21 protein-coding genes are annotated in these 23,398 nt (G+C 71.8%); 8 read left to right on the top strand and 13 right to left on the bottom strand.

Going from position 1 to position 23,398, the window contains the following annotated elements:
* Window positions 1–11 precede the first annotated feature (11 nt).
* From ABD250_RS03810 to eccCa, 5 genes are all read right to left on the bottom strand, one after another.
* Window positions 12–1,370: an NAD-dependent succinate-semialdehyde dehydrogenase gene (locus tag ABD250_RS03810; protein WP_179525892.1), complete on the bottom strand. Its 1,359-nt coding sequence runs from the start codon at window positions 1,368–1,370 to the stop codon at window positions 12–14.
* Between the two features lie 193 nt (window positions 1,371–1,563).
* Complete coding sequence (locus ABD250_RS03805) at window positions 1,564–1,857, bottom strand: WXG100 family type VII secretion target (protein WP_182616040.1); 294 nt, start codon at window positions 1,855–1,857, stop codon at window positions 1,564–1,566.
* A gap of 28 nt (window positions 1,858–1,885) precedes the next feature.
* Window positions 1,886–2,206: a WXG100 family type VII secretion target gene (locus ABD250_RS03800; protein ID WP_179525894.1), complete on the bottom strand. Its 321-nt coding sequence runs from the start codon at window positions 2,204–2,206 to the stop codon at window positions 1,886–1,888.
* 112 nt (window positions 2,207–2,318) lie between these two features.
* Window positions 2,319–3,128, bottom strand: a complete 810-nt coding sequence (locus tag ABD250_RS03795; protein WP_179525895.1) for a hypothetical protein — start codon at window positions 3,126–3,128, stop codon at window positions 2,319–2,321.
* A 5-nt stretch (window positions 3,129–3,133) separates the two neighbouring features.
* Window positions 3,134–7,135 (bottom strand): type VII secretion protein EccCa, encoded by a 4,002-nt coding sequence (gene eccCa, locus ABD250_RS03790; protein ID WP_182657683.1) that lies wholly within the window; start codon window positions 7,133–7,135, stop codon window positions 3,134–3,136.
* A 220-nt stretch (window positions 7,136–7,355) separates the two neighbouring features.
* Here eccCa and eccD point away from each other — a divergent pair, with 220 nt between their 5' ends.
* The gene (gene eccD / locus ABD250_RS03785) at window positions 7,356–8,894 is read left to right on the top strand and encodes a type VII secretion integral membrane protein EccD (RefSeq protein WP_182616043.1); all 1,539 of its coding nucleotides are present in this window, start codon (window positions 7,356–7,358) and stop codon (window positions 8,892–8,894) included.
* Window positions 8,891–10,291 carry a type VII secretion-associated serine protease mycosin gene (gene mycP / locus ABD250_RS03780; RefSeq protein WP_344390700.1) on the top strand — a complete coding sequence of 467 codons (1,401 nt, stop codon included), beginning with the start codon at window positions 8,891–8,893 and terminating at the stop codon, window positions 10,289–10,291. Before eccD ends, mycP begins: the two co-directional genes overlap by 4 nt.
* Before the next feature lie 62 nt (window positions 10,292–10,353).
* Here the strand turns inward: mycP and eccB are convergent, their stop codons facing one another.
* Window positions 10,354–11,805 carry a type VII secretion protein EccB gene (gene eccB, locus ABD250_RS03775; RefSeq protein WP_182658395.1) on the bottom strand — a complete coding sequence of 484 codons (1,452 nt, stop codon included), beginning with the start codon at window positions 11,803–11,805 and terminating at the stop codon, window positions 10,354–10,356.
* Window positions 11,806–11,936: 131 nt separating this feature from the next.
* On the opposite strand from eccB, the gene ABD250_RS03770 reads away from it, so the two are divergent.
* Window positions 11,937–13,559, top strand: coding sequence for a type VII secretion protein EccE (locus ABD250_RS03770; RefSeq protein WP_338404161.1), 1,623 nt, complete (start codon window positions 11,937–11,939; stop codon window positions 13,557–13,559).
* Here ABD250_RS03770 and ABD250_RS03765 read toward each other — a convergent pair.
* Window positions 13,513–14,598: a DUF695 domain-containing protein gene (locus ABD250_RS03765; protein ID WP_182609880.1), complete on the bottom strand. Its 1,086-nt coding sequence runs from the start codon at window positions 14,596–14,598 to the stop codon at window positions 13,513–13,515. The genes ABD250_RS03770 and ABD250_RS03765 overlap by 47 nt on opposite strands.
* A 164-nt stretch (window positions 14,599–14,762) precedes the next feature.
* Here ABD250_RS03765 and ABD250_RS03760 point away from each other — a divergent pair, with 164 nt between their 5' ends.
* Together ABD250_RS03760 and ABD250_RS03755 are read left to right on the top strand one after the other, a co-directional pair.
* On the top strand, window positions 14,763–15,848 hold the full coding sequence (locus ABD250_RS03760) for an NAD(P)H-binding protein (protein WP_344390696.1): 1,086 nt from the start codon (window positions 14,763–14,765) through the stop codon (window positions 15,846–15,848).
* 39 nt (window positions 15,849–15,887) lie between these two features.
* Entirely contained in the window at window positions 15,888–16,601 is a 714-nt protein-coding gene (locus tag ABD250_RS03755; RefSeq protein WP_259847693.1) for a CPBP family glutamic-type intramembrane protease, read from the top strand.
* A 4-nt stretch (window positions 16,602–16,605) separates the two neighbouring features.
* Here ABD250_RS03755 and truA read toward each other — a convergent pair whose 3' ends face one another.
* Window positions 16,606–17,556: a tRNA pseudouridine(38-40) synthase TruA gene (truA, locus tag ABD250_RS03750; protein ID WP_304816400.1), complete on the bottom strand. Its 951-nt coding sequence runs from the start codon at window positions 17,554–17,556 to the stop codon at window positions 16,606–16,608.
* 47 nt (window positions 17,557–17,603) lie between these two features.
* On the opposite strand from truA, the gene ABD250_RS03745 reads away from it, so the two are divergent.
* From ABD250_RS03745 to ABD250_RS03735, 3 genes are read left to right on the top strand one after another with little or no spacing between them, the layout of a single operon-like run.
* Window positions 17,604–18,125, top strand: coding sequence for a ClbS/DfsB family four-helix bundle protein (locus tag ABD250_RS03745; RefSeq protein ID WP_179525905.1), 522 nt, complete (start codon window positions 17,604–17,606; stop codon window positions 18,123–18,125).
* Window positions 18,122–19,051, top strand: a complete 930-nt coding sequence (locus tag ABD250_RS03740; RefSeq protein ID WP_179525906.1) for a hypothetical protein — start codon at window positions 18,122–18,124, stop codon at window positions 19,049–19,051. The genes ABD250_RS03745 and ABD250_RS03740 overlap by 4 nt, the downstream gene beginning before the upstream one ends.
* Window positions 19,052–19,083: 32 nt before the next feature.
* Window positions 19,084–19,980, top strand: a complete 897-nt coding sequence (locus ABD250_RS03735) for an SGNH/GDSL hydrolase family protein (RefSeq protein WP_179525907.1) — start codon at window positions 19,084–19,086, stop codon at window positions 19,978–19,980.
* Window positions 19,981–20,089: 109 nt separating this feature from the next.
* On the opposite strand, the gene rplQ is transcribed toward ABD250_RS03735, so the two are convergent.
* From rplQ to rpsM, 5 genes are all read right to left on the bottom strand, one after another.
* On the bottom strand, window positions 20,090–20,695 hold the full coding sequence (gene rplQ, locus ABD250_RS03730) for a 50S ribosomal protein L17 (protein WP_179525908.1): 606 nt from the start codon (window positions 20,693–20,695) through the stop codon (window positions 20,090–20,092).
* Between the two features lie 34 nt (window positions 20,696–20,729).
* On the bottom strand, window positions 20,730–21,764 hold the full coding sequence (locus tag ABD250_RS03725; RefSeq protein WP_067716627.1) for a DNA-directed RNA polymerase subunit alpha: 1,035 nt from the start codon (window positions 21,762–21,764) through the stop codon (window positions 20,730–20,732).
* Between the two features lie 106 nt (window positions 21,765–21,870).
* The gene (gene rpsD, locus ABD250_RS03720; protein ID WP_179525909.1) at window positions 21,871–22,476 is read right to left on the bottom strand and encodes a 30S ribosomal protein S4; all 606 of its coding nucleotides are present in this window, start codon (window positions 22,474–22,476) and stop codon (window positions 21,871–21,873) included.
* Window positions 22,477–22,498: 22 nt separating this feature from the next.
* Window positions 22,499–22,906, bottom strand: a complete 408-nt coding sequence (gene rpsK, locus ABD250_RS03715) for a 30S ribosomal protein S11 (RefSeq protein WP_017838216.1) — start codon at window positions 22,904–22,906, stop codon at window positions 22,499–22,501.
* Window positions 22,906–23,274: a 30S ribosomal protein S13 gene (gene rpsM / locus ABD250_RS03710; RefSeq protein ID WP_179525910.1), complete on the bottom strand. Its 369-nt coding sequence runs from the start codon at window positions 23,272–23,274 to the stop codon at window positions 22,906–22,908. Before rpsM ends, rpsK begins: the two co-directional genes overlap by 1 nt.
* Window positions 23,275–23,398: the final 124 nt, after the last annotated feature.

The raw sequence follows: 23,398 nt of genomic DNA, 5'->3' as shown, positions 1-23,398 counted from the left end.
CTGCACTGAGGTCAGTGGACCCGCTGCAGCCGTACGTTGACGAACTCGCCGAGGCCCCAGCGGCCCAGCTCGCGGCCGTAGCCCGAGCGCTTGACGCCGCCGAAGGGCAGGCCGGCCATGGTGGTGCCGTGCTCGTTGACGTAGGCCATCCCGACCTCGAGCTTCTCGGCCACCTCGGAGGCCTTGTCGGTGTCGGCCCCCCACACCGAGCCGGACAGGCCGAAGGGCGTGTCGTTGGCGACGCGCACGGCCTCGTCGACGGAGTCGTAGCCGTACACCATGGCGACGGGGCCGAAGATCTCCTCGGTGTAGGCGTCCATCTCCGGGGTGATGCCGGTGAGGACGGTGGGCTCCATGAACGCACCCGGTCGATCGATCGCGCGGCCTCCGGTCACGAGGGTCGCGCCCTGCTCGACGGCGCGCTCGACCTGCTCGACCACCCCGTCGCGGGCGTCCTCCGAGGACAGCGGTCCGAGCCCGGTTCCCTCGTCGGCCGCGGGGCCGACCTTGGTCCCCTCGTACAGGTCGCGGAGCTTGCCCACGAAGTCGTCCTTCATGTCCGCCGGAACGAACATCCGCTTGGGCGAGTTGCATGCCTGGCCGCAGTTCGACAGCCGCGCCTTGCCGACGGTCTCGACCAGCTCGTCCAGGTCGTCGGTGTCCAGGACGATGAGCGGGTCCGAGCCGCCCAGTTCGAGAACGCTGGTGGTGAGGTTCTCCCCCGCCACCTTGGCCACGGCGGCGCCGGCGCCCTCGCTGCCGGTGAGCGAGACGCCCTTGATCCTGGGGTCGGCGATCATCTCGGCGACCGTGTCGCTGGAGGCGTAGACGTTGACGTACGCGTTCTCCGGAAGCCCGGCCGCGCGCTGCACCTTCTCTATTGCCGCGGAGGAGCGCGCGCAGATGCTGGCGTGCTTGAGCACGATGGTGTTGCCCAGGAGCAGGTTGGGGGCCGCGAACCGGGCCACCTGGTAGTAGGGGTAGTTCCACGGCATCACGCCGACCAGGGGTCCGACCGGTTCGTGGGTCACGCGATTCAGGCGGGCGCCCGGCACGTCCAGCGTCTCGGGCTCCAGCAGCGCGGGGCCGTGCTCGCCGTACCAGCGGTAGATCGAGGCGGCGAGCTTGACCTCCCCCTGCGCCTGGTCGGGCAGTTTGCCCATCTCGGTGGTGATGGCCTTGGCGAGCTCGTCGGCGTGCTCGTCGAAGGCGTCCGCGATCGCCAGGAGGATCCGCGCCCGCTCCGCGACGTCGGTGGCGCGCCAGGAGGTGAACCCCTCGGTGACGGTGGACAGGATCCCGTCGACGTCGTCGGTCTGGTCGTACTGGCTGTCGGTCGTTCCCGTTGACGGATCGTGGGTGACGTACATGTGGGTCCTCCCGTGGTTCGCGTCCGCCGGGTGATCGACCCGGCTCTACGTCCGACGGTAGGACAGCCTTGCCTCGCCTGCATCCGGTCGGGGGGTGCGGCGGCCGCGCGGAGCCCGGTCATCACACCGACGGTGACCGAGACTCCGCGCCGCTGTGCCTCCACTCAGGGTGAGGCCACTCGGAAAGGGGCCGTCATGCCCATCCCTGGGCGGCGCGACGGTCGGCATCCGCCATACCCTGGTTTCCCTGACTCGCTGCCCGCGAGATCTCCGCGAGCATCGCCTGCAGGGCGGCGGCGGCCTGGTCCCAGTCGTTCTGGTGGGCCTGATAGGCGACAGCGGCGTCGCCCTCCCATTCGGCGACGAGCGGTGCGAGGTACGCCCTGAGATCGTCGAGGGTGGTGCGCAGCGCCGTTGACGCCGAACCGACCTGGCCGACGAGCGCCTCGATCGGGCCGTGGTTATAGGTGATCTGTCCTGAGGTCATGAGAATTCTCCCGACTGGAGGTGGGTGGTCAGATGTTCAGAGGGCCGGAGGCGCCGACCCGGCTGATCGCCTGCGCGGAGTCCTGATCGGCGGCCTCGAACGACGTGCTGTTGGTCCGCATGGTCTCCGAGATTCCCGCCAGGGCGGTGTTGAGCTTGGTGCTCTGCTGCTGCCACTCCGCCATGATCGTCGCGAACCGGGCCTGGGCCGCACCCCGCCACACCGACCCTCCGAGCTGCGACACCGAATCCCGGACGTTCCCGAGCAGTCGATCGATCTCAGTGTTCACGTCGTCGACCCGTCTGGCCGCGGTGTCCATGGTCCCGATGTGGGTGTTGAAACCGGCCATCTCGTCCTCCCCTTTGTGGTCCTGCGGCCCCTTCCTGGGTCCGTCACAGTGTTCGACGTCCCCGGGGCCGGGTTCGGTTCCATCCGCCACGACGACCACCCGGGGGGGCGACTCAGACTCCCTCGTGTAACCGGAGAGCGGCCTCGACCGGAGCGAGATCCGGAACGACGAAGGAGAGCAACCGCGCCTGATCGCAGGCGTCCACCACCCGCTCGGCGTTGCGTCCGCGGGCCAGGATCTCGGTGGAGCCGGTGCCCGCCTCCCGCCGCCCACGCCGTAGCGCGGTCACCGCCTCGAGCACACGGGGCACCTCGTCGTCGCGCATCGAATCCCGGCACGGATCCCACCGGTGGACGATGGTCCGGTCGATCAGGGTCAGCTCCCCCCGCGTGCGTTCGACGAGGCTCACAGTGGTCCTCGCGGCGCAGGCCTCCACGCACACCGCCCAGCGGGCCGAGGATGAGGGCAGCGCCTCGGCGGTCACCAGCGCCGCGCGGACGATGTGGGGTGACACACCCAGGCCCTCCGCAGCGGATGCCAATCGGGCGGAGCGGGTGTTGCCCCACCCACTGGGAACGATGAGCACCACTCCGTCTCCGTCCCCCGCCGCGCCCCACCGCAGGGCCCGGGAGACCGGAGCCGCCAGGAGTTCCTCCACGGGGACGGAGAGCCCGGCCACGTCGGTGCGATCCCGGTGAGCGCCCGCCAGCGGGTCCGGCAGACAACGGTCCGGGTGCCGGAGGGCGACGGAGTCGACCCGCTCGGAGCACTCGATCCGATCGCCCCCGGGTGGTAGCGCGGAACCGTCTGCACCTGCGAGGACGGAGGTGGGCGCGACCGCCGGGGAGAGAACGGTCGACGCCGACGCCGACGCCACCGACAGTCCGGAACAGGAGAGATCGACCGCGATGGTCGCGCCCACGGGGGTCACGGTTCCGCGAGTGCGGTCTGCACCAGTCGGACGCCCCCGTTGCGGGTGACGAGCCTGCCCCGACCCGCCGGCAGGTGGGTGGGACGTACTCCTCCGAGAAGGGGGCCCTCCTCGCGGCTCCCGGACATGATGAGGCCGGCGCCGCCCAGGTCCCGGATCCCTCCCACGAGACCGTCGTACAGCGCGCGCGAGGAACCCGCGGTCCTCCGCGCGAGAACCACGGAGAACCCGATGTCGCGGGCGTGCGGGAGGAATCGGGTCAGCGCGGACAGCGGGTTCCCCGCACCGGTGATGACGAGGTCGAGGTCGTCGACGATCAGGTGGATTCGCGGACCGTTCCACCACGAGCGGGCGCGTAGTTGCTCCGGCGTGATCCCGACGCCGGGCATCCGGCCCTCGAGGATCTGGACCAGGTGATCGACCATCGGCACCAGCGCCGTCTCGGTGGCGGCGTATCCCGCGAGATGATCGCCCTCGATCTCGCCCAGCATGGTGCGGCGGTAGTCCACCACGATGACCTTCGCCGCCTGTGGGCTGTTGCCGGCGACCAGCCCCCGGGTGACGGCCCGGAGAACAGAGGTCTTGCCGCATTCCGAATCGCCGAGCACCAGCATCAGCGGGTCCGCCTCGAGGTCCGCGTAGACGACCTTGAGGTCGGATTCGTCCACACCGAGAGGCACCCGCGTCCGTGTGCCGTCCGGACCCGGGCGCGCCAGACCCGCGAGTTGGGCGTACGGCAGGACCTCCGGGAGCATTCTGACCGGCGCCGCGTTGACGGGGCCCACCAGGGCCCGCCACCGCTGCGCCAGGTGCCGGGAGGCCGAGACGGTGGCGTCGGCGATGCCATCCGGGTCGACGAGTCCGTCGAGCCGGGGTTGGTAGACGAGCATGTGGTGGCGTTCGCGGGTCAACCCCCGGCCGGGAGAGGCGGGGACGGTCATCGCCGCCCGGCGGTCGATCATCGAATCCGTGGGATCACCCAGCCGGAGTTCGACACGGGTACCGAGCGCGTCCCGCAGCGCCGGCCGGAGGTCGGCCCAGCGGGCTGCGGACAGGACGACGTGGACGCCGTAGGACAGGCCGTCCGCGGCGAGCCCCACCACGAGCTGTTCCAGGTCCTCGACCTCGGTCCGGAACGCCTGCCAGCCATCGATCACCAAGAGGATCTCGGGATACTCGGCGATCGACCGACCGTCGCGCCCGATCAGCCGGCGGCGGGCGTGGTCGACGGACGTCACTCCCTCGTCGCGGAACGCCGCCTCCCGGCGCTTGAGTTCGACGCCAACCTCCGCGACCGTTCGACGGATCTTCTCGTCCTCGCCGCGCCTGGCGACACCACCGACATGGGGGAGCTCGGCGACCGACTGGAGAAGCCCGCCACCGAGGTCCACGACGTATACCGAGAGCCGGTCGGGTCCGGTGGTCGCCGCGGCGGCCAGCACCAGGGTGCACAGGGTGGTCGACTTGCCCGACCTCGTCCCGCCCACCACCGCGACGTTGCCGTCCGCCCCGGAGAGGTCCACGACCCAGGAGGCTCGACGCTGTTCGAACGGCAGGTCGACCTCGGCGATCGGGAAGCGCAGGCTCGGCGGGCTCTCGTCGCTGGACACCGTCGGTTCTGTTCCGACCGCCGTGTCCAGGGCTGCGCCGGCCCCCAGAGGCGGGAGCCAGACCTCGTGTGCGGGTCTTCCGTGACCGGCGAGCCGACCGACGAGGACGTCCAGCAGACTCGTCTCCTCATCCCGGTCGTCGGGGACTGGCGCGTCGCGTCGGACGGCGGCCGCCGATGGGGCGGGAGCGGCCACCGGCATGTACCAGGACGTGAACGGACGCACTGTGGCGCGGGCGACCGGGACGGCGACAGAGGAGCCGTCACGTCGACGATCCTCTCGATGGGGCCCCGAGACGTAGGCGGCGTCGAATCGCACCGGCTCGCCGGAATCGACCTTCAGAAAGCCCGCGCCCGGCGTGGCGGGCAGGTGATAGGCGTCGGTCACACCCAGGACGGTGCGGGACTCGGTCGCGGAGAACGTCTTGAGGGCGATCCGGTAGGACAGGTGACTGTCGAGACCGCGCAATCGTCCCTCCTCGAGCCGTTGAGACGCCAACAGCAGATGGATGTGCAGACTGCGCCCGAGACGCCCGATGGTGAGGAACAGTTCCGCGAACTCCGGCTTGGAGGACAACAGCTCGGAGAACTCGTCGACGACGATCACCAGTGCCGGCAGGGGATCGAGCTGCGCTCCCCTCGCCCGCGCCGCCTCGTAGTCGCCCACACCCGCGTAGTTGCCCGCGGCGCGGAGCACCTCCTGTCGCCGGTTCAGTTCGCCCTCGAGCGCATCCCGCATCCGGTCGACCATGGTGATCTCGGACTGGAGGTTGGTGATCACGGCTGACACGTGGGACAGCGACTCGAGTCCGAGGAACGTGGCCCCGCCCTTGAAGTCCACCAGCACCAGGTTGAGCGCGTCCGGGTCGTGCGTGGCGACCAGACCCAGGACGAGGGTGCGCAGGAACTCGGACTTCCCGGACCCTGTCGCGCCGACACACAGGCCGTGCGGGCCCATTCCGCCGTGCGCGGCCTCCTTGAGGTCCAGCTCCACGGGGGCTCCATCCGGGCTCACCCCCACCGGGACGCGCAGGCGGTCGCGTTCGCCGCGACGTCGCCACGCCACCGCCGGGTCGACGCGGGTGGCCATCCCGATCCCCAGCAGGTCGGGCAGACCGGGGACCCGCCTGGTGGAAGTGGAGCCGTCGGCGTGTGTCACGGTGTCGGCGGGTCGGTAGCGGGCGAGTGCCATGGCGAGCCGCTCCGCTTCCGGAAGGCTCATGGAATCGGCCCTCGCGATGTCCTCCTCCCCCGATTCGGTGTGTACCGACGCCCTGCCGTCGTCGTCGAGCCGGATACACAACCCGAGACGGGTCGCGAGGTCGCGCAGCTGCCCGGCGCGACTGCCGGAGACCTCGAGAACGGTCACGCCGTCCAGTCCGTCCTCGGCCACCAGACGCTCGGCGCCGGTGACTCCCACGCCATCCACGATGACGACGAGATGAGGCACCTCCCGACCGTCCCTCGCGTTCGTCCCGAAAGCGGGCCGCACCGCGATGTCCTCGGAGAGCATCGACTCGACCCCGGCGAGTGAGAACTCGGTGAGTCGCACCCGTCCGCCGCCGTCCGTGTACGTCGGGTGTTCGTGGTGAGGGAGCCACTTGAGCCATTCCCAGGCCCGGCGGGCGTTCCCCTCGCTCGCGGCGACCGCCACGCGGACCCGGTCGGGACCGTGGGAGACGACGAGTCCTGCCAGTGCCGCTCTGACCGCAGATCTCGCCACGTCCACATCACCGTCCAGGGAGACCGCGGCGAACGCCCGCAACTCCAGCGCCACAGGCAGGTCGTCCACCACCGAGTGGACTCTCACGAAGCGCCTCATGCTCACGACCGAGACGGGCTCCAGATCGTCGACCGGACCGGTGTCGGGGGCGGACAACCGGGTCGCCAGGGACTGCCGCCCGGGGCCCAGTCGTACTGTGAGGTACTCCGCGTCGCCCTCCTCCCGCTCCCACATCCGTGGCGTTCCGACCAGCGCGGGCAGCTCCACCGGGTCGGGGTGTCGCCACAGTGCGGCCGCCCGCTGCGCGACCACGGTCTCGTGGACGGTCTCCCGGGTCTGACCCAGGTAGCGGAGGTAGTCCTTCCGCAGTTCGTCGGTCTCACCGGTCTTGTTGCCACCGGACAGGCTGCCGGCGAGCATTCCGACAGCGGAGACGGCCATCATCACGGGGAAGAGCATGAACATCGGGTTGCGCATCATCCCCGTACGCATCATCACCACGACCATCCCGACCACGGCGACGACGAGGACGACGGGGAGAACGATCTGCACCAGTGGCCTGGGAGTCGGCCGGGGCAGTCCCGGAGGGGCCTGGAGGGTGAGCTCACCGGTCGACACCTCCGGGGCCTCGAGCCGCTCGCCGCGGGTGAAGACCACGTCGCCCATCCGCGCCCGCCTCCTCGTCCAGTTCCTGCCGCCCGGTCCCCGACGACCCGTTCCTCGTCCGAAACCGGAGGAGGGGCCCCCACGGGAGCATCCCGCCGTCGACAATGGTCGCCGTGTCGAAGCGCGATGTTAGGGCAGTGCACGTCGTGACGGGGACGTCAACCGACCAGGGTGGCACCGCCGGCGACCGGGTGGGCAGGGACGAGTGGGAGGACAGGGCGTGACGGGGCGGGACGAGCCCGGGGGCGTCGCCTCGGGCGTCGAGCCGCTCGACCAGCGTCGGGTGTCGATCGTCTGCCGAACGACACGAGTGGATCTGAGTCTGCCGGCCCATCTCGAGCTCGTCGCCGTGATCCCCGAGATCGTGGACCTGGTCCGCGATCGGATCCGGGCGGCCGCGGGGCCCGCCTCGAGTGTGGACGTCGACGCCCGGATGGGTGGGCACGCGAGCGGGTCATGGCAGCTGTCGAGGTTGGCGGGTGGACCACTGGCCGTCTCCGAGACACTCGCGCAACAACGTGTGCACGACGGAGAGATCCTCGTGCTGGACCACCGACCCGTGCCCACTCCGGCGCCGCTGTTCGACGACGTGCTGCAGGGGCTCACCGATCCGGACGTGGCGCGCTCCTCCGTCTGGAGTCGCCGCGACGCCGTCGACACGGCCACCGCGACGACTGCGGTGGCCGTGGTGGCCGCCGTCGCCGCACTCGTCGGCCAGTGGTGGAACCTCGGGGGGATCGTGCCCCCTCTCGTGGCCGCCCTACTGGCCGCTCTCGGCCTCGCGGGGGTCCTCGCACTCCGCCGGACCGCCGCCCCCGTCTCCGCACACGCCGTGGCGGGGGCGTCCACGTACGGGTTCACCGTCCTCGCGGCGGGGACGGTCGGCGCGGCCCCCGGCGGAGCGGGGAACCTGATGGGTGGCCTCACCGCCGGGGCGGTCCTCGCCGGTGTGCTGCGGTGCACCGTGTTCCGGACGGGCCACGATCGGTCGTACGGTCTCGCGGCGGGTTACCTGGCTCTGGCCCTCGTGTCGGCGGTGGGCGCGATCACCGCCATGATCGTCGCGTACACCACCGTTCCCGTGCACGCCGTCGGAGCCGGAGCCGTCCTCACAGGCCTGCTGCTGCTCACCGCCGCACCCGGCGTGTCGATCTCGGCGGCCCGGATCCCGATCCCCCCGGTTCCGGCGCCGGGCGAGGACGTCGAGGCCGGGGATCTGGGCGAGGTCGATCACGACCTGCGCGCGCGGCATGCCGATGACCGACGGTCGCATGGACCTCTACCCACACCGGCGGTCCTGAGGCACCGCTTTCTCACCTCACGTTCGTGGCTCACCGGCCTGTTGGCCGCAGGGGGCGCGATCTGCACGGCCGGGGCACTCGTGGCGCTGACCGGTGGTCCCGCGTCCACCCGGTGGTCCGCTCCCCTGGCACTGGTCGTGATCCTGACGTTGGTCCTCCGGGGCCTCGGGTACGCCGACCGGGTGCACACGACGGTGCTGCTGGCATCGGCCCTGACGCTGGCGTCCGGCCTGCTGCTCGGGGCGGCCGTCACCCATCCGTCGCCGGTCGGGATGGTGATCCCCGCGGCCGCCGCCCTGGCCGCAGCGGTCGTCGTCGCGGCGACGGCACTCCCCCATGTCGAACTCTCCCCTGCCGTGCTGCGCGCCGTGGGGACGATCGAGGTGATCGGTATATGCGTGCTCGTACCGCTCGCCGTGGGCGCGATGGACGTCTACTCGACCGTCCGTCAGCGATGAGGTCGGGCCTGCTGGTACCCCTCGCGGCCACCGTGGCGATCCTGACCGCGCACTCTGTCGATGGTCAGGTGGCGGCCGCGCTCGAGCGGCCCTCCATCGACGGTCCCGTCCCGGAGGTCGGCCCTATCGATCCCGGTTCAGCCGAATCGGGATTGCGGCGTGACGGCCCCTGTCGCACCACGGCTGCAGTTCTCGACCCGTCCGCCCCGCCCGCCTCTGCGACGGTTGACGATCTCAGTGCGGCGTGGATCCACGGGCGGGGGGAGGGGCAGGTGGTGGCCGTGATCGACACCGGTGTCAACCCCGGTCCCCGTCTGCCACGTGTTCGTGGGGCCGGCGACGTCGTCCCCGGCCGGGACGGCACGGAGGACTGCGATGCGCACGGCACTCTGGTGGCCGGGGTGCTGGCCGCGAGCGAGGACGACTCGGGCCATTCCGGTGTGGCGCCGGGCGTCGAGATCGTCACGATCCGGCAGTCGAGCAGTGTCCTGAGGTCGACCGCACGCTCATCCGACGTCACCTCGGTCGGATCCGGGGTCGGCACACTCTCCTCCCTGGCGAGGGCGATCCGCGCGGCGGTGGACGCGGGTGCCGGCGTGATCAACATCTCGGAGGTGGCCTGCGTTCCCGCCGGTACCGCGCTGGCCGACGACACGCTCGGTGGAGCGGTCCGCTATGCCGCGGTCGACCACGACGTCGTGCTGGTGGCGGCTGCGGGCAACGTCGGTCAGACCTGTGGGGACCAGAACCCCGACCACCCCGATCCCGCCGCTCCCGGGGACGACGGATGGGACGACGTCGTCACCGTGGCGGTGCCCGCCTGGTACGACGATCACGTGCTGGCCGTGGGCGGCGTCGGTCCGGACGGATCCGCAGCGGACTTCTCGCTCAGGGGACCGTGGGTCGACGTGGCCGCCCCCGCGGTGGGCCTGCGATCGGTCGGTGCCGACGGCGCAGGGGTGTCGGACCTGGTGGTGGACGGGGACGGCGCGCGGACCGCCATCAGCGGGACGAGCTTCGCCGCACCGTACGTCGCCGGCACCGCCGCGCTCGTCCGACAGGCGTACCCGGGGCTCACCGCCCGACAGGTGATCGCGCGCATCGAGAACACCGCGATCCCCGCGGCCGGCGGGCACGACTTCGCGGTGGGCCACGGGGTGGTGGACCCGGTCGCCGCGGTCACCGGGGTGCGTCGGTCCGGCCGCCCCGGACCCGCCTCCATCACCATCGCGGCGCCCACGGCGGACACGGGTCCGGTCGGCGCGGGCACCGGAGCGGCCGTCGCGGCCGGTTCACTCACCGTCGGGGGTCTCGTCCTCGTCGTCGTCGCTCTGGTTCGACCCCGCGGCCTCCGCCACCGCGAGACACCCACAACGTGGACACCGACAGAGAACTGACGGGCACCGCCCGGCGGGCCGGCACCCGGACGTTCCGACCGTGGTCCGGCATCCCCGCGGGGTCATCGCACCGGAGCCGTGGCCTCGTCCGCGACGGTGTGGAGATCGTGGCCATCCCGGACGACGAGGGCGGAGTCACGGTCCAGCCTGGGTCCTGCGGGGAGCCGGTCGATGATCGCACCGTCGACCGGCACCGGGGTCCCACCGACACCGAGGACCGCTGCGGTCTCCGGGTCGGGGATGTCGAAGCGCACGCCCGTATCGGCGACGATCGTCGTCACCGCACCGCGGGTTGACGTGCCTCGTCCGACCGCGGTCACCAGAAGGCCTCCACCGGGTACGCCGAGCACGTCGATCGCCGGCCCGCCCCCGTCCGCGCCGGCCACCGGACGCGCCTGTGCGGCCGACGGAGCCGGAGCGCCGGCGACAACGGTCACCCGCCGGCCCACTGACCCCTCCCTGCCCGCATCGCGAACGCACAGCACCGGGGAGTCACCGGTCGAGAGGACCGAGGGACGATCCGCTGGGAAGGCATCCACGTTCAGCGCCACCGAGCGCGGGACGCCCATCCGGTCGGGATCCACGGACACGACCGCACCCACCGTCGTCGTCGAACGGATGACGTCGGCCACCACCGGACCGACCTCCTGGACACCATCTGCCAGGGCGACGTAGGTCTCCCTGCCCGAGGCGGTGTCCACCGTGAACACCTGCCCGATCCGCAATGAGTCGAGACCGTAGTCCACCGGCCTGCCTGCCAGATCGATCTCCGGTCGCACCACCGGATCGACCTCCGGCAGCGGGTCGATCAACGCCGCGGTGACCGGCCGCGGCTCGACGCCGCCCAGTCCGAGGATCGCCAGCAGGTCGCCGTCCGACAAGTCGATTCTCGAGCGGGTCCCGTCCCGCAGCAGCCAGCCCCAGCCGTCCTGGTCGGCCAGGACGATCTCGTCGCCGGTGGTGTCACGCCCGGGTCCCGCCGCCCCGTCACGGGCGACGACACTCGTCGAGACGATCCGGGGGCGACCGCGATCGACGTCGGCGATCTCGTCGCACACGGTCCACGAGACCGCCGCGGCCCCGTCCTCGTCGCGCGGTGCCGGCAGCGCGGACGGCGCTCCGGGGATCCCGATCAGTCCTCCGCGACGCGTCTGGGCGATGTCCGAGTCCCGCACAGTGGTGGGGTCGGCGGGCTGACCCGTCACCAGACGGGCGGACGCGAGGTTGAACACCGGGTGGACGGTGTCGCCGGCGCGGACATACATCTGGCCGGAGTCCCGGCCCACCATCACCACGGCGCGATCGACATCGGGCGTCGGATCGAGGAGGGCCAGGACCGCCGCACCGACGCAACCGAGGACGGCGGCGACCGCACCCAGCATGAGTCCCGTCGACTGTCGCCTGAGTGGATCGTGGAGCATCCGGACGTCGCGGACGGCCACCGCGTGTCGGGCCCGCCGGGACAGGAAACGGTGCCCGTCGACCTGCGCCCTGGTCGTCGGCTTCAGCGGCACGAACGGGCTCCTTCCCACGGATGTGACGCCCCGCGACGGCGGGTTCCGGGGGTAGGGTACGCCACTGTCCCGGCCGGATGGCCGGGCTTCCCGGGCGGCCTCGCGCGCCCCCGACCAGGCCAGGAGGACGTGTGACGGCTGCCCCTCGCACCCTTCTCATCCTCCTGACCGTCCTCCTGACCTCGGGGGTGCTCGCGGTGATCTGCCCGCCGCCCTGGCAGCCCTGGGTCCAGTTCGCCGCCGCCTCACTGGTCGCCTGCGCCGCCACCATCCGTCACCGGGGCCGATATCTGCTCGGAGGCGGACCGCGCCCACGCCGGTCAGACGTCGACGTCGTCGATCTGGTCTCGCCCGAGTTCTCCTTGGTCGGGTGCGTCGGCGGTCACCAGGTGGTGACCACCGGTGTCGAGGTCTCAGCCGGCGCTCTGGAGACCACCGAGGTCGGGTGCGACGACCCGGCGGATTTCCTCGGCGTCCGGCTTCCGCTGGGCGCGGTCGCGCGGCAACTCGACCAGGGTGGGGTGCTGCTCGAGGGGATCGATGTGGTGGTTCACGGGCGACGTGCGGCGACGGGCCCAGACGGCGAGGTGTACTGCTCGCTCGTGGGTCCGTTGGCTCTGGTCTCCCACCGGCGCGTCCACCTGCTCCTCCGATTCGACCTGTCCGAACTCGCGCTGAGCGCGCCGGCGGAGGCGGGGCGGGGTTCGCCGCAACGGGTCATCGCGGTGGCCACCGAACGACTCCGCCGATCCCTGGTCCATCACGGGGTTCCGTGCCGCGTGCTCGACGCCACCGAGCTGGCGGAGCGATACCTCGAGGCCGAGGCCGATCCCACCGACGGAGTGGGGTTGGTGGTCCGCCCCGGTGAGGACCCGCGTGAGGTCGTGGACGCCCTCACCTCTGTACCCGCGTCAGACATCACCGAGGTGCTCCGACTCCGCCGGGTGCCGGGCCGCCGCGACGTCGTCGACTCGATCTCGACCGTGGGTCTCGCGGGGCTCACCGTGGACTCGCTCCCCCAGTCCGCGGGATCGTGTCATCTGTTGCCGTCCCCGCGCGTGCTGCCCGTCCCGGGTGAGTCCCTACCCGAGACGCTCGCCGGCTCCACGGTCCGACGGCGCCTCGATCAACTCGACGACCTCGCCCCGCCCGCCCACGGTTGCGGTCAGATCCTCGGGGCGACCCGGACCGGGAACGCGGCCGCGGTCCAGCTGGCGGGGCCTCACCTGCGCTCGGTACTCCTCGCGGCCGGTCCGGCCGTCTGTCGACAGGTGGCCTTCCGCGCGGTCGCCGCCGGGTACCGGGTGGCGGTGGTCACCGACGTCCCGGACCGCTGGAGACCGCTGCTGGCGATCGGCGACGAGACCAGATACCGGATTGTCGACCCCGATGCCTCGGACGCCGGCGCCCCCGTGGACGCGGTGTTCTGGGACGTCGACGGCCCCCTGAGCGAGGGGCGGATCGACGCGCTCGCCGGTCCCGGTGGCCCCGACGTGACACCGCCGACCGTGATCCGCGTGGATGCCGACTGGGACGCCCCCGGCCCCGGGCGTGCGACGACCGGGAATCCGCCCGAGCTGGTACTCGATGGCAGGATTCCGGGCTGGATCTCCATCGAACCGCGTTCCGGACCCGCCCGGCAGGTGTCGGTCGTGACCGGCCCCGGAGAGGACGCGTTCGTGGGTCCGGTCCCAGGACCTGCCGACCTCACACCCGCAGGTGTTGCACCTTCCGCCAGCCCGGATCGTCGGTGACCGTCAGGGTCACCTCGCCCTGTTCCCAGCCGGAGGCGGCCACGCGCAGCTGCTCGTGCGCGGGGGTCGCGGAGTCCACGTAGAAGTGCAGGAGCCGGCGGCCGTTGCAGCTCTCGGCGCCCACGCACTCGCCGGTGCCCTCCAGGCGGTCGACCAGGTGGTCCTCGAAGTCCCGCAGCCCGGGCAGGGAGGCCGATCCCGGCAGACCGCCGTCCTCGACATCCGTATAGGGCACGTGGACGGCGACGTGCCGGTCGAACTCCGGGGCCGAGAGCGCCACCAGGGGCACGCGCACCACGGCCACCATCGGGCCCCGGGAGGTGTCGCCGTGCAGGATCTGCCAGGCGGGTTCCCCGTCCTCGTCCGTGTTGTCCCGCTCGATCTCCCGCAGGATCCCGGGCAGCGCGTCGAGTGACACCGCGTCGTCCCCCGGGGCCGTGGCGTTGGAGCGGATCATGCCCACCCACGTCTCCACCGCGGCCTCCCCGCACATGGCGTCGAGCAGCAGGTAGGCGGCGATCCCGGCGTCGGATCCCTTGAGTCCGGCGAACCCGGGGTGGTGCACGGTCACGTCGGCCCGGGAGAGGCCGCAGTCCACCACCACCTCCGCCTCGTCGAAGCCCAGGCGTCGGTCGCGGAAGTGCATGGCGCACCCGGAGACCGGGTCGCGCAGGTCCGCGTACGACCAGTCGGCGTCGGCGGGCGGGGCCTGAGCGAGCCACCGGCGCGCCGCCCTGCGGAGCTCGGGTACCCCGGCCGCGGTGACGGTCAGGCGGTGCGGCGCGCCGTGAGACCCGGGGACGAACTCCCACGACAACCCGGGGTCGATCGCCTCGATGAGCGAGGTGATCTCCGGGACCACGCGGCGGGCGTCACCCGACTCGAGCGCGGCGGTCGTCCGGCGGCACCCGCCCTCGGTCCACCACCGCCAGAAGGTGGTGACGGCCCGGTCCGAGCGGAGCCTGGCGGTCTCGATGCGGACGCCGGACAGGTCCATCGATCTGGAGAGTTGTCGGGGTCGTGCCGCGCCGATCGCCATCTGTTCTCCCTCCGCCCGTCACGGTCCGTCTGGCTGGTCTCACTCCAGTATCCGGATAAGCCGCCACTCGTGCGCGGAACGACTCACCCCGGCCGGGCCCCCGGGCCGGTCCTGTCCCCCGTCAACGGGTGCGCATCGGCGTCCGCACTGGAAGAGTCTCGGGTATGACCAACCCCCACGGATCCCCCGACGCCCCGACCGGCCCGCGCGTCCTCGTCATCGGCGCCACCGGGTACGTCGGCTCCCGTCTCGTCCCCCGACTGCTCGCCGACGGCGCCGAGGTCTCGGTCCTGGCGCGCACGCCCGCGCGTCTCGACGATGTGCCGTGGCGGGACCAGGTCACCATCCACGAGGGCGGGCTGGGAGACGAGGCCGCACTGTCGGCCGCCCTCGCCGGCATCGACGTGGCGTGCCACCTCGTCCACTCCATGGGCCACTCGACTGACTTCGAGAAGGAGGAGCGCGAGACCACCGAGGCGTTCGTCCGCGCAGTCGAGGCCGCCGGGGTGGGCCGCATCGTGCACCTGTCCGGGCTGCACCCGGAGGACGAGATCGACCTGTCGACCCACCTACGCTCGCGCGTTGAGGTGGGACGGATCATGCTGGCCTCGTCCGTGCCCGCGCTGGTGATCCAGGCCGGGGTGGTGATCGGCTCCGGGTCCGCCTCGTTCGAGATGATCCGGCACCTGACCACCCGGCTCCCGGGGATGGTCACCCCGAAATGGGTCTCCAACCGCATCCAGCCGATCGCCGTGCGGGACGTGGTCCACTACCTCGCGGCCGCCACCACGGTTCCGCTCGACGGGGACCTGGCCGACGGGCGCGTGATCGACGTGGGCGCGCCGGACGTGTTGACCTACGGGCAGATGATGCAGATCTACGCCGAGGAGGCCGGGCTGCACCGCCGGCTCATGGTCCCCGTCCCCGTGCTCACGCCCAAGCTGTCCTCGCTGTGGATGGGCCTGGTCACCCCGCTCGAGCCCGCCCTGGCCCGGCCGCTGGTGGAGTCGCTGCGCTGCGAGGCGATCGTCCTGGTCGACGACGCCGACGAGGTGCTGGGCCCCCCGCCCGGCGGCCGCACGAGCTACCGCCAGGCCCTCCGCGAGGCCCTGCGCGTGCCGCACGGCCCCGCCCGTCCCGCCCTGTGGGCCGCTGCCGACCCGCTCGGCGACCCCGCGCGGCTGCTGCCCAGCGACGCCGCCTGGGCCGGGGTCCGCCCGCCCGCCGTGTGGCACGCCCGCACGAGGTGACGGACATGGACCGCGATGAACGCGGGCGGACCCGATCCCATGCCTGAGGCCGTGCCCGACACTCTGTTCGGCCGCTACCGGCACGCCTTCCGCACCGGCGAGATGGAGACCGCGCCGGTGCCCCCGACGCGCCGCCGCCTCGTCGTCGTCGTCATCACCCTCGTCCTGGGAACGGCGATCAGCGCCTGGGCGCTGCGCATCCCGGCAGGCGACTCGATGTTCTATCCCGCCACGGCCCTCCTCGCGGCGGTCTGGCTGGTGGGGGCCTTCGCCTCGGGCCCGATCCGGGTGGGGTGCGAGCCGTACCGACCGGGCCGGCCGATCCTGTCCTCGATCCTCGCCGCCACCGCACTGGCCGTGGTGTTCTGCGTTGGAGCGGTCGTGGTGGCCCGCATCGAACCGCTCCGCGAGCCGGTGTCCGCCCTGCTCGCCCACGCCACGGTCGGCAACCTGGCCCTGGTGGCCCTGCTCACCGCGGTCAACGGCGCCGCCGAGGAGTGCTTCCACCGCGGCGCGGTGTACTCGGCCACCTCGCGCATCCACCCGATCCTGGTGACCACCGCGATCTACGGCGTGGTCACCGCCGCCGCCGGCATCCCCCTGCTGGTGGTCGCGGCCGTCGTGCTGGGGCTGGTCACCGCGGTGCAGCGGCGGTGCACCGGGGGGGTCCTGGGCCCCATCGTCACCCACGTGGTGTGGTCGATGGTCATGCTGTTCGCGCTGTCACCGATCTTCGACGCCGCGAGCGGATAGCCTCCTAGCCCCCGCAGCACCCCGACCCGGACCCCGGGCCGGACCCCGGGCCGGCGCCCGGACCACGGTCCGGCCCGGGGCGCACCTCACGGGTGGTGAGGTTCCGGGCCGCCAGGTCCGCCTCCGCCGGGTAGTCCACCCCGACCAGCGAGAGCCCGCACGCCGGGGCCACGGGCACCGACGACGCCCGCTGCGTCTCGAGCAGCAGCCCGGCGATCCACTCCTGGTCCCGCCGGCCCTCCCCCACGGCCATCACCGCGCCCACGAGGCTGCGCACCATGGACCAGCAGAACGCGTCGGCGCTCACCGACGCCGTCCACACCTCGGCCGCCCCGGGCGCGTCCGGCCCGCGCGGATCCGGCTCGGCGCGCCAGTCGAAGCGCTGGAGCTCGCGGATCGTGGTGGCCCCCTCCCGACGACGACAGAACGCCGCGAAGTCGTGGAGCCCCACCAGTCTCGAGGAGGCCTGACGCACCGCGTCCAGGTCCGCCGGTCGCGTCCAGGGCGCGGTGTCGCGGGCGCGGGTGGGCTCGGGACCCCACGGCGCGGTGGTGAGCCGGTACTCGTAGTGCCGGCGCAGCGCGGAGAAGCGGGCGTCGAACTCCCCCGGGACCCAGCGGGCGTCCATCACCGCGATGTCGGCGGGCAGGAGCCGGGCGAGTCTCCGCACGAGCGCCTCGGGACGCCCGTCGAACGACCGCTGGTCCAGCCAGGCCGGCTCCACGTCGAGGTGGCAGACCTGGGCCCGGGCGTGGACCCCGGCGTCGGTGCGTCCGGCGACGGTGAGGGTCACGGGGTTCCGCAGCACCGTCCCGAGCTTCTCCTCCAGGACGCCGCACACCGTCCGCAGGCCGGGTTGGCGGGCCCACCCGGAGAAGTCGGTGCCGTCGTAGGCCACGTCGAGGCGGATCCGGCGGGTGGGCGTGTCGGACGCGAACTCCGACGGGGTGATCATGACCGTCGACGCTAGCCCACCGGCCCGGGCCGTGGCAGGCTCGGGTCATGCCGCGCCCGACCACCAGGTCCGCACTCCTCGAGGCGGCCGCCCGCGAGATCGAGCGGCTGCGCCTCGCGCTCGGCCGGTTCGACCCCGCGGTGGTGGCCGACCTCACCTGGGAGGCGGATATCGAGGACACCTCCCGGCACCCGCGCGACGTCCTCACCCAGATCCACGCCTGGCAGCTCCTCGCGCTGGGCTGGGCGGAGGCCGGTGAGGCCGGCGGCAGGCCCCAGATCCCCGGTGAGGGTCACACCTGGCGCGAGACGCCGGCGATCAACGCCGAGATCCGCGAGCGCTACCTGGGCACGTCATACGCCGACGCCGTCGACCTCCTCGCGGGCAGCCACGCCCGGGGCCTCGGGGTGATCGCGTCGCATTCCGAGAACGAGCTCTTCACCCGCGGCCGCTACGCCTGGACCGGGAGCACGACGCTCGGCGCCTACTTCGTCTCGGCCACCTCGAGTCACTACGTGTGGGGGCAGAAGACCCTCCGACGGATCCAGCGCGCCCTCCCGACGCCATGACCGCCCACCCCGACGTGCTGCCGTGGCTGCGCTCGGCCGACCCGTCGACCGCGTACCTCGCCGCCCGCGATCTCGAGGGCGACGACGACCCCGTGCTGCGGTCCGCCATCGCCGGTTCCGGGGTGGGCGCGGCGATCCTCGACGTGCGGCGCTCGGACGGGCACTGGGGGTCGGGCTTCTACCAGCCGAAGTGGACCAGCACCCACTACTCGTTGCTCGAGCTCGCGTGGCTGGGCCTGGACCCTCGTGAGCCCCGCGCGGCCGGGTCCGCGCGGATGGTCCTGGAGGCGCCGCGCTGTGACGACGGCGGCCTGAACGCCGGCCTGTCCTCCCCCCACAGCGACGTGTGCATCAACGGCATGGCGCTGACCTACTGCAGCCACTTCGGGGCGGACACCCCTCTGCTGGCCGGCGTGGTCGACGCGATCCTCGTCGAGCGGATGCCGGACGGCGGGTTCAACTGTCGGAGCACGCGGTCGGGGGCCACGCATTCCTCCGTGCACACCACCACGTGCGTCATCGAGGGGTTCACCGCTTACCTCGCGGCCGGGCATACGCATCGCTCCGACGAGGTCGCCGGGGCGCGGGCGGGAGCCGTCGAGTTCCTCCTCGTCCACCGCCTGTTCCGGAGCCACCGGACCGGCCAGGTGATCCGCCCGGAGTTCACCCGCCTTCATCACCCCGCACGGTGGCGGTACGACGTCCTGCGCGGCCTCGACGCCGTCACCGACGCCGGTGTGGTGGGCGACGGCAGACTCGCCGAGGGCCTCGACATCCTCCGGCGGCGACGCTGGGACGGCCGCTGGTGCGGTGCGCGCGGTTACCCCGGGGTCACCCACGTGGAGTACCCGCCTCCCCGCGAACCGAACCCGTGGATCACGGTCGCCGCCCTGCGGATCCTGCGCCGGACCGGGGTGGACGTCTGACGCCCCGGTCCCGGCTCGGCCAGGATGGGGACATGACGTCTCGCCGGATCGCCGTCCTCGCCGCCACCGCGCTCGCCGCCGCGTCCACCCTGGGGGCGTGCACCTCGGGCGACGACGACGAGGACCCGCAGGCCGGACCCCTCACCGCCGCCACCGGCCTCGCTCCCGACGCCGGCCCGACCTACGCCCGCTACGTGGCCCTGGGCGACTCGTTCGCCGCCCTGGGTCCGACCGACGCCCCCACGAGCGGGCCCGCGCGATGCCTCCGCTCCACGGCGAACTACGCGTCGCTGCTCGCCGAGCGCGAGGACGTGGGTGAGCTCGTCGACGTCACGTGTGGCGGCGCGGAGACCACCCACATGACCGGGCCCCAGCTCGCCGGGGCACCTGCCCAGTTCGACGCCCTGACCCCGGACACGGACCTGGTGACCCTGTCGATCGGCGGCAACGACATCGGGTTCGGCGCGATGGTCGGGTGCATCCTCCAGACCCCGCGGGCGGAGACCGGGGCACCGTGCCGCGACCGACTCGAGGTGGACGTGACCGACCAGCTCGACGCCCTCGGCGCCCGGCTGGACGGCGTGTACGACGGCATCCGCGACCGCTCCCCCGACGCGCGGATCGTCACCACCGCCTACCTCCCGCTGGTCCCGGACGACGGCGGCTGCGAGTTCGTCTCCGGGATGAGTCCGGGCGACGTCACCTGGACACGGCACGTGACAGAGCGGATCAACATGATCGTCTCTGACGCCGCCGCACGGGCGGGCGCGGACGTGGTCCAGCCCGCGGACGCCGCCGAACGCCACGCCTGCACGCCGGCCACGGAGCGCTACACCGACTTCACCGGCGAGGAGACGGGGTCGCATCCCATGCACCCGACCGCGGCGGGGCACCGGGCGATGGCCGAGGCCGTGGGCGCGGTTCTCTGACGGGGACCGCCGGGACGACGACGGGACGACGACGAGGGCCCCGCCGACCGCGTGACGCGGTGGGCGGGGCCCTCACACCGGATCCGTGACGGATCGGGCCTGACGCGACTCAGGCCTTGTCGGTGTCCTCGCTGGTGGCGTGGGTGGTGTCCTCGGACACCGCGTCGGCGGTCTCCTCGGCGGTGTCCACGTCGGCGTCGTCGGCGGCCTCCACCTGATCGGCGATCGGGCTGTTGGCCTCGGCCTCGGCGGTCACCTCATCGGTGGTCTCGTCGTCGGTGGACTCCGTGGCCGAGGTGTCGGCCGACTTCTTGGAGGCGGCGGCGCGGGTGGCGCGCGTGGCCTCGGCGGACGCCAGCGGCTCGGTGACGAGCGCGATCATCGCCATGGGCGCGTTGTCGCCCTTGCGGTTCTCGAGCTTGACGATCCGGGTGTAGCCACCGTCGCGGTCGGCGACCCGGGGGCCGATCTCGGCGAACAGCTTGTGCAGGACGTCCTTGTTGCGGACGAGCTTGGCGGCCTCACGACGGTCGGCCAGCGTGCCGCGGCGCGCCTTGGTGATGAGCTTCTCCGCGTACGGACGAAGCAGCTTCGCCTTGGTCTCCGTGGTACGGATCGCATCGTGCTCGAACAGCTGGGTGGCCAGGTTCGACAGGATGAGCCGCTGGTGGGCCGGGGATCCGCCGAGGCGGGCGCCCTTCTTGGGCTTGGGCATCAGATTCTCCTAGGAATGGTGTGCTGAGAGCTCGTCAGAGCTGCTCGGTCTCGGCGTAATCCTCGCCGCCCTCGTCGGTCCACGTCCCGGTCTCGGCGTCGTAGCCGGCGACCGAGGCGGGATCGAACCCGGGGGGCGCATCCTTGAGCGACAGGCCGAGCTCGACGAGCTTGACCTTGACCTCGTCGATCGACTTCTGACCGAAGTTGCGGATGTCGAGCAGGTCCGACTCGCTGCGCGCCACGAGCTCGCCCACGGTGTGGACACCCTCGCGCTTGAGGCAGTTGTAGGACCGGACCGACAGGTCCAGGTCGTCGATCGGCATGCCGTAGGCGGCGATGTGATCGGCCTCGGCCGGGCTGGGCCCGATCTCGATGCCCTCGGCCTCGTCGTTGAGCTCACGTGCCAGGCCGAAGAGCTCGACCAGCGTCTTGCCCGCGGACGCCAGGGCGTCACGGGCGGTCATCGAGTTCTTGGTCTCGACGTCCAGGACCAGGCGGTCGAAGTCCGTGCGCTGGTGCACACGGGTGGCCTCGACCTTGTAGGTGACCTTGAGGACGGGCGAGTAGATCGAGTCGACCGGGATGCGGCCGATCTCGTGTCCCGCGTCCTTGTTGAGCCCCGCGGGGACGTAGCCACGACCGCGCTCGACGACCAGCTCGATCTCCAGACGGCCCTTCTCGTTGAGAGTGGCGATGTGCAGGTCCGGGTTGTGCACCTCGACGCCGGACGGCGGGACGATGTCACCGGCGGTGACGGCTCCCGGGCCCTGCTTCTTGAGGTACATGGTGACCGGCTCGTCCTCGACGGACGAGACGACCAGGCCCTTGAGGTTCAGGATGATGTCGGTGACATCCTCCTTGACGCCCGGCACGGTGGTGAACTCGTGCAGGACACCCTCGATGCGGATGCTGGTCACGGCCGCGCCCGGGATGGACGACAGCAGCGTGCGACGCAGGGAGTTGCCGATGGTGTAGCCGAAACCGGGCTCGAGGGGCTCGAGCACGAACCGTGAGCGGTTCTCGGAGACGACCTCCTCGGTGAGGGTGGGCCGCTGGGAGATGAGCATGTGCTACCTCTTTCGATTCTCGGCGTCCGCTATTTGACGCCGTAGTAACCCACCGTCGCCGGGCGGGCCGCGATGTGCGGCCCGCCCGGCGACGGGGGAGGACAGATCACTTCGAGTAGAGCTCGACGATCAACTGCTCCTGCAGCGGCACATCGATCTGCGCGCGCTCGGGAAGCTGGTGCACGAGGATGCGGAGCGTCGTGGGGACGACCTGCAGCCACGCCGGGACGGGACGCTCGCCGAGCATCTCGGTGGCGATCTCGTACCAGTCCATCTTGGTGGACTTGGGACGGACGTCGATGATGTCGTACTGCGACACCCGGTAGCTCGGGATGGTCACCTTCTGGTCGTTGACCCGGAAGTGACCGTGGCTCACGAGCTGGCGTGCCTGGCGACGCGTCTGCGCGAGACCCGCGCGGTACACGACGTTGTCCAGACGCGATTCCAGGATCTGGAGGAGGTTCTCGCCGGTCTTACCGCCCCGGCGGTTGGCCTCCTCGTAGTAGCGACGGAACTGCTTCTCCATCACGCCGTAGGTGAAGCGGGCCTTCTGCTTCTCCTGCAGCTGGGTGCGGTACTCGGACTCCTTGATCCGCGCGCGGCCGTGGTGGCCGGGCGGGAAGGGCCGACGTTCGAATGCGGTGTCCCCACCGACGAGGTCCACGCCCAGACGGCGGGACTTGCGGGTGACGGGGCCGGTGTAACGTGCCATGGTTCTCTACGTTCCTTCCGGCTCAGACTCGACGCCGCTTGGGCGGACGACAGCCGTTGTGGGGCTGGGGGGTGACATCGGAGATCGTGCCGACCTCGAGGCCGGCGGCCTGGAGCGAACGGATGGCGGTCTCACGACCCGAACCCGGGCCCTTGACGAACACGTCGACCTTCTTCATGCCGTGCTCCTGCGCCTTGCGGGCCGCGTTCTCGGCGGCGAGCTGGGCGGCGAAGGGCGTCGACTTGCGCGAGCCCTTGAAACCGACGTGGCCCGAGGACGCCCAGGCCAGAACGGCGCCGGACGGATCCGTGATCGAGACGATCGTGTTGTTGAACGTGCTCTTGATGTGGGCCTGGCCGTGAGCGACGTTCTTCTTCTCCCTGCGACGGCCCGTCTTCTTGGGGCCCGCAGCGCGTGACTTGGGGGGCATTACTTCTTCTTTCCGGCGACGGTCTTCTTCGGGCCCTTGCGGGAGCGGGCGTTGGTCTTGGTCCGCTGACCGCGGACGGGGAGACCCCGGCGGTGGCGGATGCCCTGGTAACTGCCGATCTCGATCTTCCGGCGGATATCGCCCTGGATCTCACGGCGGAGGTCACCCTCGACCTTGTAGTTGCCTTCGATGTCGTCACGAAGGACGGTCAGCTGCTCGTCGGTGAGGTCCTTGGTGCGCAGGTCCGGGCTGACCCCGGTCCGCTCGAGGATCTCGACGGCCCGCGTGCGACCGATGCCGAAAATGTAGGTGAGCGCGATCTCCATACGCTTGTCACGTGGGAGATCAACGCCGGCAAGACGTGCCATGTGGCGTTTCTCTTTCGTCGTGCGGTAGGTCTGCTCCCCGACCGTCCCCGATGCCGCATGGTCATCTCACGATGAGCATCCGTCCGGGGCCCTGGCCTCCGCATCCAGGGGTGTGGTACCCGCC

Origin of the sequence: Dietzia cercidiphylli (genome assembly GCF_039531545.1) — a bacterium.
Lineage (GTDB): Bacteria > Actinomycetota > Actinomycetes > Mycobacteriales > Mycobacteriaceae > Dietzia > Dietzia natronolimnaea.
This window is presented reverse-complemented; position numbering and strand designations above follow the sequence as displayed.